This window comes from Candidatus Abawacabacteria bacterium (assembly GCA_016207805.1).
Lineage (GTDB): Bacteria > Patescibacteriota > Gracilibacteria > RBG-16-42-10 > RBG-16-42-10 > JACQZO01.
The window spans coordinates 1-12,027 of the sequence record JACQZO010000026.1; the positions used below are offsets into that span (position 1 = coordinate 1).

At 39.6% G+C, this 12,027-nt stretch carries 13 protein-coding genes; 2 read left to right on the top strand and 11 right to left on the bottom strand.

Annotated features, from left to right (window positions below; genetic code table 11):
• Positions 1 to 313: 313 nt before the first annotated feature.
• A complete protein-coding gene (locus HY817_05650; protein ID MBI4836710.1) occupies positions 314 to 901 on the top strand; it encodes a hypothetical protein in 588 nt (195 codons plus the stop codon).
• Positions 837 to 3,848 (top strand): PBP1A family penicillin-binding protein, encoded by a 3,012-nt coding sequence (locus HY817_05655; protein ID MBI4836711.1) that lies wholly within the window; start codon positions 837 to 839, stop codon positions 3,846 to 3,848. Before HY817_05650 ends, HY817_05655 begins: the two co-directional genes overlap by 65 nt.
• Here the strand turns inward: HY817_05655 and nusA are convergent, their stop codons facing one another.
• The 11 genes from nusA to HY817_05710 all read right to left on the bottom strand — a co-directional run bounded on the left by nusA (position 3,849) and on the right by HY817_05710 (position 11,851).
• Positions 3,849 to 5,180: a transcription termination/antitermination protein NusA gene (gene nusA, locus HY817_05660; GenBank protein MBI4836712.1), complete on the bottom strand. Its 1,332-nt coding sequence runs from the start codon at positions 5,178 to 5,180 to the stop codon at positions 3,849 to 3,851. It lies immediately after the preceding gene.
• Positions 5,181 to 5,454: 274 nt separating this feature from the next.
• Positions 5,455 to 6,597, bottom strand: coding sequence for a glycosyltransferase (locus tag HY817_05665; GenBank protein MBI4836713.1), 1,143 nt, complete (start codon positions 6,595 to 6,597; stop codon positions 5,455 to 5,457).
• A gap of 58 nt (positions 6,598 to 6,655) precedes the next feature.
• Positions 6,656 to 7,711, bottom strand: a complete 1,056-nt coding sequence (gene mraY / locus HY817_05670; protein ID MBI4836714.1) for a phospho-N-acetylmuramoyl-pentapeptide-transferase — start codon at positions 7,709 to 7,711, stop codon at positions 6,656 to 6,658.
• 17 nt (positions 7,712 to 7,728) lie between these two features.
• On the bottom strand, positions 7,729 to 8,220 hold the full coding sequence (locus HY817_05675; protein ID MBI4836715.1) for a hypothetical protein: 492 nt from the start codon (positions 8,218 to 8,220) through the stop codon (positions 7,729 to 7,731).
• Between the two features lie 10 nt (positions 8,221 to 8,230).
• Positions 8,231 to 8,974: a YidC/Oxa1 family membrane protein insertase gene (locus HY817_05680; protein ID MBI4836716.1), complete on the bottom strand. Its 744-nt coding sequence runs from the start codon at positions 8,972 to 8,974 to the stop codon at positions 8,231 to 8,233.
• Positions 8,975 to 9,029: 55 nt separating this feature from the next.
• On the bottom strand, positions 9,030 to 9,353 hold the full coding sequence (gene yidD, locus HY817_05685) for a membrane protein insertion efficiency factor YidD (GenBank protein ID MBI4836717.1): 324 nt from the start codon (positions 9,351 to 9,353) through the stop codon (positions 9,030 to 9,032).
• On the bottom strand, positions 9,235 to 9,552 hold the full coding sequence (locus HY817_05690) for a ribonuclease P protein component (protein ID MBI4836718.1): 318 nt from the start codon (positions 9,550 to 9,552) through the stop codon (positions 9,235 to 9,237). Before HY817_05690 ends, yidD begins: the two co-directional genes overlap by 119 nt.
• Before the next feature lie 50 nt (positions 9,553 to 9,602).
• The gene (gene rpmH, locus HY817_05695; GenBank protein ID MBI4836719.1) at positions 9,603 to 9,737 is read right to left on the bottom strand and encodes a 50S ribosomal protein L34; all 135 of its coding nucleotides are present in this window, start codon (positions 9,735 to 9,737) and stop codon (positions 9,603 to 9,605) included.
• A 79-nt stretch (positions 9,738 to 9,816) separates the two neighbouring features.
• Positions 9,817 to 10,842: an acyl-CoA desaturase gene (locus tag HY817_05700; protein MBI4836720.1), complete on the bottom strand. Its 1,026-nt coding sequence runs from the start codon at positions 10,840 to 10,842 to the stop codon at positions 9,817 to 9,819.
• Positions 10,843 to 10,889: 47 nt separating this feature from the next.
• Positions 10,890 to 11,339 (bottom strand): hypothetical protein, encoded by a 450-nt coding sequence (locus HY817_05705; protein ID MBI4836721.1) that lies wholly within the window; start codon positions 11,337 to 11,339, stop codon positions 10,890 to 10,892.
• Positions 11,336 to 11,851, bottom strand: coding sequence for a hypothetical protein (locus HY817_05710; GenBank protein MBI4836722.1), 516 nt, complete (start codon positions 11,849 to 11,851; stop codon positions 11,336 to 11,338). Before HY817_05710 ends, HY817_05705 begins: the two co-directional genes overlap by 4 nt.
• Positions 11,852 to 12,027 lie beyond the last annotated feature (176 nt).

Genomic DNA, 12,027 nt, shown 5'->3' on the forward strand with positions numbered 1-12,027 from the left:
AAATCCAACCGACCCTACTCCTCTACCATTGCATTTCCTTCTTGACTGCGCCCTTTAACTGGCATACCGGACCTTGATCCGGTATCCAGCTGAGACAATGTCCCCCTTAAATTACTTATCACTTTGGAGCACTATTGTCCCAGCTGAATACTAAGTCTCGTTTGGTATGACAAGTAGGTTGGGATTGCTGACCACGCTAATTTGTCATCTTTTAGAGACCTACTTTGCTTTGCTCTTTTGAACCCTAATTAAAATTCTAGATTTCAGCTTCTAGATTTCTCCCCCACCCTATTTTACGATATTACATTCTGCTATGATAACGTCGATTTATCTTCCTACTTTTATGGCAGAATTAGAGAATACCCCTTCTACAACACCAGAGCAGCCAAAACCTACTAATGATCAGGTACAAGAATCTATCAATAAGTTCAAAAGTATTACTCAAAAACTTAATAAGAGCGAAAAAATGCATGCTATTGGAGCATTGTTAGTAATAGTCTGTAGTTTCTTACCGGCATACACTTACAGCACTCCTTATTATCAATATAGCCAAAATAATCTTTTTAGTAGTATCGGCTGGTTAAACTTTTTAGCAGCAATAGCAGTATTTGTGCTGGTTATTTTGCCTCAATTGAATGTCAAATTGCCCCCGATGCCAATGCCATTGAGCACTATTTTCATGATTGCCGCCGGCATTGCTGCTGCTTGCAGTATTATTCAGCTACTTTCTTATGTTTTTGATGGTATTGCCGCAGGCAGTCCTTCACTAGGTATTTTCTTAGTACTAGTTGGCAGCTTGCTCATGGCTTACACAGCATATAACGATTATAAATCTCATGCCCCGACGCAGACGCCCCCAGCCGCTCCCACATCAACCAGTGGTGAAAGCAGCCAAAGCTAAAGTTGCACCTACAGATATTAATTTTGTCGCCAGACAGCTAAGCACACCGCCAACACCTCGACGTTGGAAAATCTATGCTTGGTACACCCTTTTGACCGGTTTAGGTATTGGGTTACTGATGTCAATTGGTATTTTCATTTATATTTTGCTGATTCTCAAAGACTTGCCTAGTCCGGAAGAATTAGCCAATTATTCCTTAGTATCTACTACTAAAATTCTAGCAAGCGATGGGTCGCTTTTGTACGAGGCCGGGGTAGATGGAGCCAGACGCACGGTAGTGAAGTTGGACGACATATCCAAGCATATGATCAATGCCACCTTAGCAGCAGAAGATGATGAGTTTTTCACTCATCCAGGTTTTGATTGGAAGGGAATAGCACGAGCTCTCTATAAAGACGGTGTAAACGCTTTAACTGGCAGCAAAAGTCGCCAAGGGGGCTCTACTATTACTCAACAATTCGTAAAATTAGCTTTTCTCACTCCGGAAAGAACATTAAAAAGAAAGTTAAGTGAATTAATATTATCTGTAGAATTAGAACAACACTTTAGTAAAAAAGAAATCCTGGAAATGTATCTTAATAAAATATTTTATGGTTCCCAATCATACGGAGTACAAGCAGCAGCAAAAACATACTTTAACAAAGATGCTAAAAATTTAACTATTGCTGAAAGCGCTTCTTTAGCAGCCATGGCTCAATTACCTAGCTACTATTCTCCTTACAGCAATAAAGAAGCCTTACTAAAAAGACAAAAGTTTGTCTTAGAAAGAATGCATGAATTAGGACTTTTAAATGATGGTGAATTTAAAAAAGCCAGTTCAGACGAACTTACATTTGCTCCTTACAAAGCAAATATCAAAGCACCACACTTTGTATTTTATATTTTACAAGAATTAGAGAAGAATTATGGCAATGAATTACAAGGATTAAATGTATACACATCGTTGGACCCTATCTTACAAGAACATGCTGAAAAGGTGGTAAAAGAAGGTGCTTTGAAAAATGAAAAGTCTCATGGTGTTACGAATGCTGCCCTAGTATCACTCGATCCCAAAACTGGCGAAATACTAGCCATGGTAGGATCACGCTACTACTTTGATGATGCGATCGATGGCAAGGTGAATGTAGTCTTGGCAAAAAGGCAACCTGGTTCCACATTTAAACCCTTTACCTATGCTACTCTTTTTACCAAGGGTTTTGGCACAGGTACAGTACTTTATGATGTGAAAACTGATTTCGGCTCCAATTACATACCTTTCAACTATGATGGTAAATTCCGAGGACCAGTGACCGTAAGAACTGCCTTAGCAAACTCATTAAATGTACCAGCAGTTGCTGCTCAATACTTAGCAAAAGTAGAAGATACTCTCGCCCAGGTTCATAATATGGGGATAGAGTATCTGGACAAAGATGATGCCGCTCATACTGGTTTATCATTAGCTTTAGGAGTGGAAGAGATCACACCCTTAGATATGGCTAAAGCCTATAGTGTATTTGCTAATGATGGTAACCGTGTTGAAGTGGGTGCAATTACCAAGATTGCTACAGATCGTGGCCAAGTCCTGTGGGAAAGAAAAGTAGAATCAGGCAAACAAGTGCTTGAGCCTCAAGCAGCTTTTCTAGTAAATAATATTCTTTCAGATAATAATGCTCGACCTTCTGGTTGGACAAACTTATTCATTCCCAATCGCAATGTAGCGGTAAAAACCGGCACATCTATTAATATTGTTAATAATATCAAAAAGCCTAGAGACCTATGGACAGTAGGGTACACCCCCAGCATTGTAACAGCGGTGTGGGCTGGCAATAATCAAGGAGAAATTCCCAAATTGACTGCCGATGGAGTCACCAACGCAGCCAGTATTTGGAAGGCTTTTATGGTTAAAGCGCTAGAAAATAAGCCGAGCGAAAGCTTTCCCCGCCCTGAAAAGATTAAAGAAGTGGCCATAAGTATTACTTCCGGTCTTATCCCCACTAGGAATACACCATCGGACAAAATTCGCACTGAACTATTTCCTGATTATGGAGTACCGACCAAGACAGAACAAGACTACTTATCCGCTCGTGTAGATCAAGTCTCTGGCTTGTTGGCCACTGAATATTGTTCTGAGAATGTGGCTCTCTATGTATATCAAAACTTTCATAGTATTTTATATTATCAAAATCCTGAGGACCCAGCACTCAAAAGATGGGAGGATGGAGTACAAGAATGGGCAAAAGGTTATCGCACTGGTCAAGAGCAACAACAAAATACTACAGATCCTAATAATACTATTCCCATCATATACGTAGACTCACCCAGCAAAATTCCCACCACTCAATGCGAAGTAATGTCTGCTCAAGATAGCGGCATTGAGATTATTAGCCCCAGTGAAGGGGGTAAAGTGATAGTTGGTCCCAATCGAGGAACATTCTTCATCAGGGATCCTCAGTACATTAGCAAACTCACTGCTTATTTTGATGGTCAGCTCATTAATAATCAGGACTTTGCTCCTTTTGATCAGGTTGTCTTCACCATTCCTGAAAGTGCCAATGGTTCGGTACATAGCCTGCGTTTTGTCTTTACTACCACTGACAATAAACAGATTGCTATTCAAAAAGGCGTCGTGATCGGCAGCGATCCTAACCCTCCAGAAATTACTTTGTTAGAACCTCACGATCGAAGCATCTTTCATCCGGGAGAAACTATTAGCATTAGTGCTGAAGTATCCGATGACAAGGGCGTGGCAAGAGTTGAGTTTTTATTTGATGACACTGAAATCATCAAATTAGAACATGCTCCCTATAGTACAACTTTTACCATTCCCATTGATACAGCCTCAAGTCCGCATGAATTAATAATTCGGGCTTTTGATGCCGAAGAAAATGTGAGTAGAGTTAGTAAACGAATTACTGTTGACTCAGCTCCCCTCGCTACTGCACTACCTAGAGTCGAAGTAACATTATAATTACTTCTTGCTAACAGACTTTTTCTTTTTTACTACGGTCTTTTTGCTCGCTGTAGTTTTTGACTTGGTTGTAGCTTTTGCCTTAATCACCTTTTTTGCCTTCTTGACTACCTTTTTACTCTTCTCAGGCATCTCACCACCTTCGGCTGATTCGCGAATAATAACAGTAGGTTCATGCTCCACTACCACCACAGCTGGCTTCGGCAAAGAGCGATCACGGGTGGAAGTAACAGGCATATCAGCCACTTGTACCATGGTCTCCTCTGCGATCACTGGAGTTACATCTGCACCACTGGTAGAAGCAACAAAGTCCTCAATATCTATTTCCCAACCAGTCAAAATAGATGCTAAGCGCACGTTTTGACCATTTTTACCGATAGCCAAAGAGCGCTGATCCTCAGTAACATATACTTTTGCTAACTTTTCATTCTTAATTAATTCAATACTAACCACTTTAGCTGGAGCTAAAGCATTAATTAAGAATTTTACTGGATCATTTACCCATTCAATCACATCTATTCTTTCTCGTCCCAATTCATCAGTAACCGCCTGAATACGAACGCCTTTTTGACCGACACAAGCACCAACCGGATCAATTCCCTCTTCCTTTGCAGCTACTGCAAGTTTCGTACGCACTCCAGCTTCACGAGCAATTCCTTTGACCTCTACCAAACCTTCACGCACTTCTGGCACCTCTAACTCTAATAAAGCTTTAATCAAATTAGGATGATTGCGGGAGATAATGATTTGTGGCCCCTTTTCATTACGAGCTACCTTTTCCAAAAGGACCTTGATTCTTTGACCATTATGCAATCTCTCACCAGGAATTTGATGCATTCTTTCCAACAAAACAGTAGCTTTGTCTAAATCGATAAACGCATCTCCTTGTCTCTCGACACGTTGTACTTGGGCAACAAGTAATTCACCTTCACGATCTTTATACATATTGTAGATAGCTTCTCGCTCTGCTTCACGGACGCGTTGAATAATAACCTGTTTTGCTGTTTGAGCAGCAATTCTACCATATTCCTTGGGTGTAACTTCTATTTCAATAGATTCCCCCACTTTAGCCGTCTTGCGGATCTTCTTAGCATCAGCAAGCTCTTTTTCGAACTCACGATTGGCCACTTCTTTTACCACATCGAACTGTTGATAGACATTAATCAAACCGGTTTGAGGATCAAATACGACTCGGAGCTTTTGATCCTGATGCCCATAGTCCTTCCGATAAGCAGCGGCCAGTGCTGCCTCAATTGCCTCTAGCACCACCCTAGGATCAATATGTTTCTCATCACAGATTTGAGCAATTGCAGCAGCGAATTTGGATTGCATAAATAAAATTTGTTAGGTATTACGAACAAAAAGACCAGCTTAAAATGAAAGCTTAGTCTTCATAATGAACCGTTATGTCAGAGAGAAGTATATCGAAAGGCTGGGAAGAAGACAACTGCTGGTAATTCTGAATGCGGAATTCTGAATTCAGAATGGACAGTGGGACGAAAGTTGTTGAGTAGACGATGATGTATGATTTTTTTCAAAAAATCGAAAAAAGGCGACGCCTCCTACCACAATTCAGCACTCAGCATTCTGAATTCAGAATTTTATACTATCTCGCATAACTTCGGCCTTTCCAAGTTAGCCCCTTACCTGTAGCTACTCGAATCATTGAATTTACAATCACCGCCAAGCTTAAAAAAATACTAATCGGGAACATAATTACCCCCCACAATCCTTGACGCATTTGAAAGCTCAGTACCAACATAGTAAAGAGATAAACTGCACCACTAATTAAACCGGTAAGTAAAAATATTAAATTATGATTCAGCCAACCAAGGACAATAGCGACAAAAGGGAAAAAGCAAAAAATAAAGATGAACAAAATAAACAAAGTAGCATGTAAATAATTCCAGCCAAAAAAAGAAAAAGCATTTTTACTAAATCCCTCCCAAATACCTCTAACATTGTCATACATATGGACTGAATATAAAGATGTACCATCTCCATAGCCCACTTTGTGACCAAGAGATTTAGTATGTCTGCCCATAAGCACATCTTCAAGAATCTTATCTTTCACAGCCACATGACCACCAATCTGTTCGTAAAGTGATTGCTTAACTAGGATAAAAGAGCCATTAACTGCCACAACATGCGGATGAGGATTAGTGGTAATTTGAGTTAAAGGGACAAAAGAACACACATAAAAGTAAAATAACGGTAATAGTGCCCTTTCCCCAAAGGTATAATTGTCAAAGCGCGGGAAAAAGGAAAGGAATTCCAAACCATGCTCATCAGCAGTAGCCAAAGCACGACTAATAGCATCAGGCTCATAGACTGTGTCACTATCGCCAAATAAATACCAATGTCCTTTTGCCTTTTGACTCATTTGATAGCAGCCATGATTTTTACCCACCCAACCTTCAGGCAAATGCTTCCCGTGCATTACACAAATTCGAGGATCCTCTTTGGCCAAGCTATCAGCAATAGCACCAGTTTGATCGCTCGACTGATCATTGTAAATAATCGCCTCCCATTGGGGATAGTCCTGCTTCATTATGGAACGCAAACACTTTTCTATTACCTTCTCTTCATTTCGAGCAGGAATCATTACAGTAACTAGACCATGATTGGCATTCGGTTTCGCATGTTTTTTGCTGGGTTTTAGACAAAAAAACAAATTATAGAGCGCATGACCAGCCAAAAACAATGAAACTGCCATGAAAGTACCACCAAAAGCAATTAAACTTTTCATACTGACAGAGGGAAATTCATATCTATAGTACTCTAAAGAAATTCTAGAATCTAGAATTTTATTGTATTCCCATAGTTAGCAAGCCAATAATCACACCAATTACCGCACAGAGCCCACCAATAATCCAAAATCGCATAGTTACCGTATATTCAGGCCAGCCCCAATGTTCACACAAATGATGTAAAGGCGTGATAGCAAAGATTTTACGATGTAAAAAACGTTTTGATGCTATCTGGAGTAGACTAGAAAGGGTCTCAATCACAAAAACAAAACCAATAATAGGCAACATAAACACTGCATTGGTCATCATCGCAATTACACCCAATGTAGCCCCAAAAGATAAGGACCCAGTATCCCCCATAAAAAACCTAGCTGGAGGAATGTTGTGCCACAAGAATGCTGTCAAACCACCAATTAGCATGCCACAAAAAGCAGTTAGCACCACTAAACCTTTCATGAAGGCCAAGACCCCAAAACCACCAAAAGCCATAATCAAAAGTCCACTAGCCAGACCATCAAGTCCATCTGTCACATTGACCGCATTGCTACTAGCATTAATCACAAAGGCAAACAGTGGTATATACCACAAACCAATGACAAAATCCCCAATAGCCGGGATATGAATCTGATCATAACCAAGTTTGGCAAAAAACCACCAAGCACCAAGAAGACCAAACAAGGTGAGCCAGAAAAACTTTGGCTTTGCACCAATCCCCTTTTTGGCACCAATCCCCCTGATATTATAATAATCATCTAAAGCACCCAAGAGCCCAGTTACTACCAAAGTAAAGACAGGCAAGTATGTTTGCCCACGATCCAACACCGACCAAGTCTCTGGAATAATATTTACATAGCTAAGTAAACCCGAAACCAATACCAAGACTGCCACTACTCCCCAAACTAAAAAGCCGCCCATAGTGGGAGTACCCTTTTTCTTGCCATGTAATTGTTGAAAAATTATCGCTTTTGCTCCATCTACAGCCTCTTCGCGAATTTGCTTCCCTAATTTGTTCTTGGTCAAAAACCCAACAAATGCTGGGGTTAGCAACATAGTAATCAGAAAAGCAATTGTACTATAGCCAAAGATATAAAGTAATTGAGGGATATGATTCATATCCATGAAGCGATAATTTATGCTGACATACCCTTAGGTTGAACTTTGATTCGTCGATGGAAACCTTCACCCACACTAAAAGCTTCAAGATCACTATATTCAGGTTTAGTAAACATCGTATGGACAGCTCTGCGACGATAGCTAGGCATTGGCGCCAGTTCAATTGCTTGTTGAGAAGAACGAACTTTTTCCGCCACTTCCTTAGCCACAATTTCTGCATTTGCTTCTTGATTTTTACGATAATTATCAATATCCAAAACAACCTCTAATTCAGGATCTACATATCTTCGTACTAATAAACGCCACAAGTGTTGTAAAGCAAACAGAGTCTCTCCTTGTCTGCCAATGGCCAGGGCAGGTACCTTTGCTTTTAAATTGACACGCAAGAGTTTCTCCGTAGAAACTACTGGCTCTTCTTTTTCTTCCATTTCCCAATCTTCAATTTCAATCAAAGACTTAGCTAATAAATCTTGTAATAATGCAATAGCTTTACGCTGCAATTCGTCCATACTAATAAGGTTAATTACGTCGATTAAGAATAAGCTGCTGACCTATTCCAAATATCGTTGAGCATATCCAATACAAAGCCAAACCAGCTGGATAACTAGTAGCAATCCAAGCCAACATTACCGGAAATAAATAGGTCATAGACTTGGTAGCCTGTTCTATTTCCTTCATTGGTTTCGGCTCATTTTTTTCTTTTGGCGTAATGTCTTGAATCTTTTCTTTTTGTTGGACTTGAGTAAGCTTCATAGTAATAAACTGCGTCACTCCGGTGATAATAGGCAAAATATATTTATCAGCTTGCGTAAGATCCAAACCGAGAAAGTGAACATTGATAATTTGTAAATCAAAGTTAGCTAATGGTGCATAAAGATAATGAGTAAAAGCAGGATTCAAACCATCTCGTAACACAGCAAATACAGCATATAAGAAAGGCAGCTGAATTAGTATTGGCAAACAACTACCACAGGGATGCACACCATGTTCTTTATATAACTTCATCACTTCCTCAGCTTGCTTTTGTTGATCTTTAGCGTATTTCACTTTTACTGCATTAATTTTTGGTTGTAATTGTTGCAGACTTTTTTGTTGTTTGAGGCTGGTATAAGTAGGCAAAAAAAGTACTAAACGAATCAACAAAGTAAGTACGATAATAGCTAAACCCAAATCATGCGCCGGCAACCATGAAGTTAACCAAATTAGCAAATTATAAATCGGCCGAAACAGTAGTTCGTCCCATATTGTATTGAGAAAGGCCATAAGTAGTTGGAGACAAATAGAAACAGTGCAGCCGAAGGATAGCAGCGAGCCTAAATCAAGGCAAATCAATTCCTCCCTTATGCCATGGATTGCAGCGAATAAGCCTACCCAACGCTTTCATCAACCCACGGAACAAACCATATCGCTCTAAAGATTGATGCGCATACTCAGAACAAGAGGGATAAAACTTACAATAGCCATAGGGGAAAAATCTCTTACCAATAGTACTATGATCTGGAGAAAGGGAAACTTGATACAGCTTAATCAGTTTTCGGGGAAATGCTGTGAGTAATATCGAACAAAACTTTTTCGCCTTGGGCCACAATTGTTTGCCAATCAGCAGATAAGATTTTATCTTTGGCCAAAAAAATACAGTCATAAAGAAAATCTGAAGTGTCAGTAAAAAACACCTTCCTGATCATAGCACGAACTCGTCTTTTAATTCTCGCGCGTTTCGGTGCCACCTTAACTTGTTTGTTGCTAATAACTACTGTAAAACGTGCCATGGGAAAATACTTCGGAAAGTAGACAACTGTAAAAAGAGGCATATGGATACGCCTCCCCTTCTTCAAAAGCACATTAATGCCTTTCGCTGTCAGACGATACTGTCGTGCTAGCACAAAACTTACTAAACAGCTAAACGGGCACGACCAATACTACGACGATTAGCAATTACCCTTCTACCCGTTGGTGTGGCCATACGAGCAAGAAAGCCATGACGGCGTTTGCGACGACGATTTTTTGTTGCATTACCTTGACGCATATGAATTCATATAAACTAACAGCGCAGAGTCTACGGACAAGGAGCAAAATCGTCAAGTTAGCAAAGTGACTGACTAATTTCAGATAGCATTTTTCATGCGCAAAATACTTTGTTGCACAATTTGCTTAAGTTCACGACCAGATAATCGTCCTCTTTCTAGCCAAGAATCCCAAGCCTCTTGTTTGGCAATGACATAGAGTTTAGCCTTATCAAAAGTATTATCAGGAACAAAAGCCATTACCCTTTGCCAGGTAACATTAAAAAGACCGAGATCAAAATTACCATCTTTAATTCTCTTTTTCAGCAACATGCTTTTGGCAGGGAGAACCAGATCTTTTACTAAGCCCAAGTATTTAAAACAGGTCAAAACATAAAAACTAATATCTATTTCCCACCAAAAGAAACCTTGTCTAACACTAGCCGGATAATAATGATGATTGTTGTGCCACCCCTCACCACAGGTAATTAATGCTAATAGCAATGAATTGCGACTACTATCATTGGTCACATAGCGGCGTTTACCCCAAATGTGATTAAATGAATTAATGGTAAAAGTACCATGATAGAGCAATGCAGTAGATAAAAAGAATCCCCAGAAAAGCATGCTCATGCCACCAAGCCAATAACAAAACCCAGCCAACAGAAAGGGTGGTAATAAATAAAATTGATTGAGAAATCTCAATTCAGGGAAAACAGTAAAATCTTTAATAAGATCAAATCTAGTTCGATCGTACTTCTCCGACATAATCCAACCAATGTGACTCCACCAAAAGCCATGGATTGGTGAATGAATATCACTCTCAGTATCAGAATAATGATGATGGTGCCGATGATAAGACGCCCACCATAAAACACCTTTTTGAGCAGCCATAGTGCCACCAAAAGCCATCACAAATTGCATAATACGACCCATTTTGTAGGTACGATGAGCAAAGTAACGATGAAATCCAGCAGTAATGAAAAACATCCGTAAATAGTAAAGACCGATACACATCAGCACATCTATCAATCGCACAGGGACAAAAAACACACCCAGGGGCATTAAATGCATGAGCATAAATGGCCAAGTCTTGAACCAAACAATACGATTTTCGCCAGAGGACATAATTTTGTTTACCTACACACACTACTTAATCCCCTTAAGTCAGACAACTAAATTTCCAGAATCTTGGCATTAACTAATGTCTTGAGATCGTAAGGACTGAGTAAAAGTTCTTTTCCTTTTTCTCCAGCGCTAATAGCGATCTGATTCCATTGTAAAAGATTAGCGTCGATAAATATTGGCATCTCACTCTTAAGCAGAAAGGGACAAATTGTTCCCACTTTGTAACCAGTAATAGTCCAAGCTTCGTCAGGCATAGCCATCCTTACTTTATGGACCTGAAGCGAAAGTTTTAATTTATCTAAAGGTAGTCTTTGAGTAAGAGGCAGCAAAAACATCACAAACTTATTATCTACTTTTACTACCAAAGACTTGATCATTTGGGCTGCAGACATACCTAAATTAGCAGCAGCTTCAGTAGGATCAGTAATATTAGCGGGGTAAGGTAGCAACTGGTAAGAAACTTTGCTTGCTTGTAATAGCTCAGCTAAAGAATTCATGATAGCAAAAAATTAGTAAGATATGCTTGCAGTTCAGCAAGAGTATAGTCATGAGAATCCCCTGGCAGCTCTTTTAGAACAACTTGCTCCAAGTTCGGTTCATTTAAAAGCGAAAACAACTCTTGATGGCTAGCCGCAGGGTCAGCAGTCTTTTGTAGGAAAAGAGTAGGAACATGATAATTTCTTAATAAAGCACTCATATCTACTTCCACCTTAAAAGCAAAGTGTAAAGGAGTACCAACGAAACAACACTTTTTCACCTTAATAGTTCCTGCGTTAATAACTATTAACGCCAACAATACTCCAGCGGATTTGGCAAATATAAAATCAAAAGAACCCTTTGGCAAAAGATTAGTCTCTAAAGTTAAGTCAATAGTATGGGCATTATTATCCCAATGATGATAACGATGAATTAATGGCTGATACGATGATGTTCGCAGAAAGCCGGCTATGGTTTCAATCCAAACCTCGTTAGCTAAACGATTATTTCCCGGCAGAAGTAATGCTTTCATAATGTATGATGCAGCTACTTTTGATTGTAGAGCGTGGTTAAATTAACGAATGAGTTGGAGGAAGTTAATATTTGAGTGACCAAACTCAATTAACTTCCCCTTCAAATGTATCATACGATCTTGCGCAGAATAATATCTCATCCCCAGTACGCACTTATACTTGTCAGAAAGCTCGT

What these genes read in the sequence shown, in the direction of transcription:
- mraY (MBI4836714.1), bottom strand. Translation starts at nt 7,711, where the DNA reads ATGAATCATATCCCTCAATTACTTTATATCTTTGGCTATAGTACAATT.
- HY817_05700 (MBI4836720.1), bottom strand. Translation starts at nt 10,842, where the DNA reads ATGTCCTCTGGCGAAAATCGTATTGTTTGGTTCAAGACTTGGCCATTT.
- HY817_05650 (MBI4836710.1), top strand. Translation starts at nt 314, where the DNA reads ATGATAACGTCGATTTATCTTCCTACTTTTATGGCAGAATTAGAGAAT.
- HY817_05710 (MBI4836722.1), bottom strand. Translation starts at nt 11,851, where the DNA reads ATGAAAGCATTACTTCTGCCGGGAAATAATCGTTTAGCTAACGAGGTT.
- HY817_05705 (MBI4836721.1), bottom strand. Translation starts at nt 11,339, where the DNA reads ATGAATTCTTTAGCTGAGCTATTACAAGCAAGCAAAGTTTCTTACCAG.
- yidD (MBI4836717.1), bottom strand. Translation starts at nt 9,353, where the DNA reads ATGACTGTATTTTTTTGGCCAAAGATAAAATCTTATCTGCTGATTGGC.
- HY817_05680 (MBI4836716.1), bottom strand. Translation starts at nt 8,974, where the DNA reads ATGGCCTTTCTCAATACAATATGGGACGAACTACTGTTTCGGCCGATT.
- HY817_05665 (MBI4836713.1), bottom strand. Translation starts at nt 6,597, where the DNA reads ATGAAAAGTTTAATTGCTTTTGGTGGTACTTTCATGGCAGTTTCATTG.
- rpmH (MBI4836719.1), bottom strand. Translation starts at nt 9,737, where the DNA reads ATGCGTCAAGGTAATGCAACAAAAAATCGTCGTCGCAAACGCCGTCAT.
- HY817_05655 (MBI4836711.1), top strand. Translation starts at nt 837, where the DNA reads ATGCCCCGACGCAGACGCCCCCAGCCGCTCCCACATCAACCAGTGGTG.
- nusA (MBI4836712.1), bottom strand. Translation starts at nt 5,180, where the DNA reads ATGCAATCCAAATTCGCTGCTGCAATTGCTCAAATCTGTGATGAGAAA.
- HY817_05675 (MBI4836715.1), bottom strand. Translation starts at nt 8,220, where the DNA reads ATGGACGAATTGCAGCGTAAAGCTATTGCATTATTACAAGATTTATTA.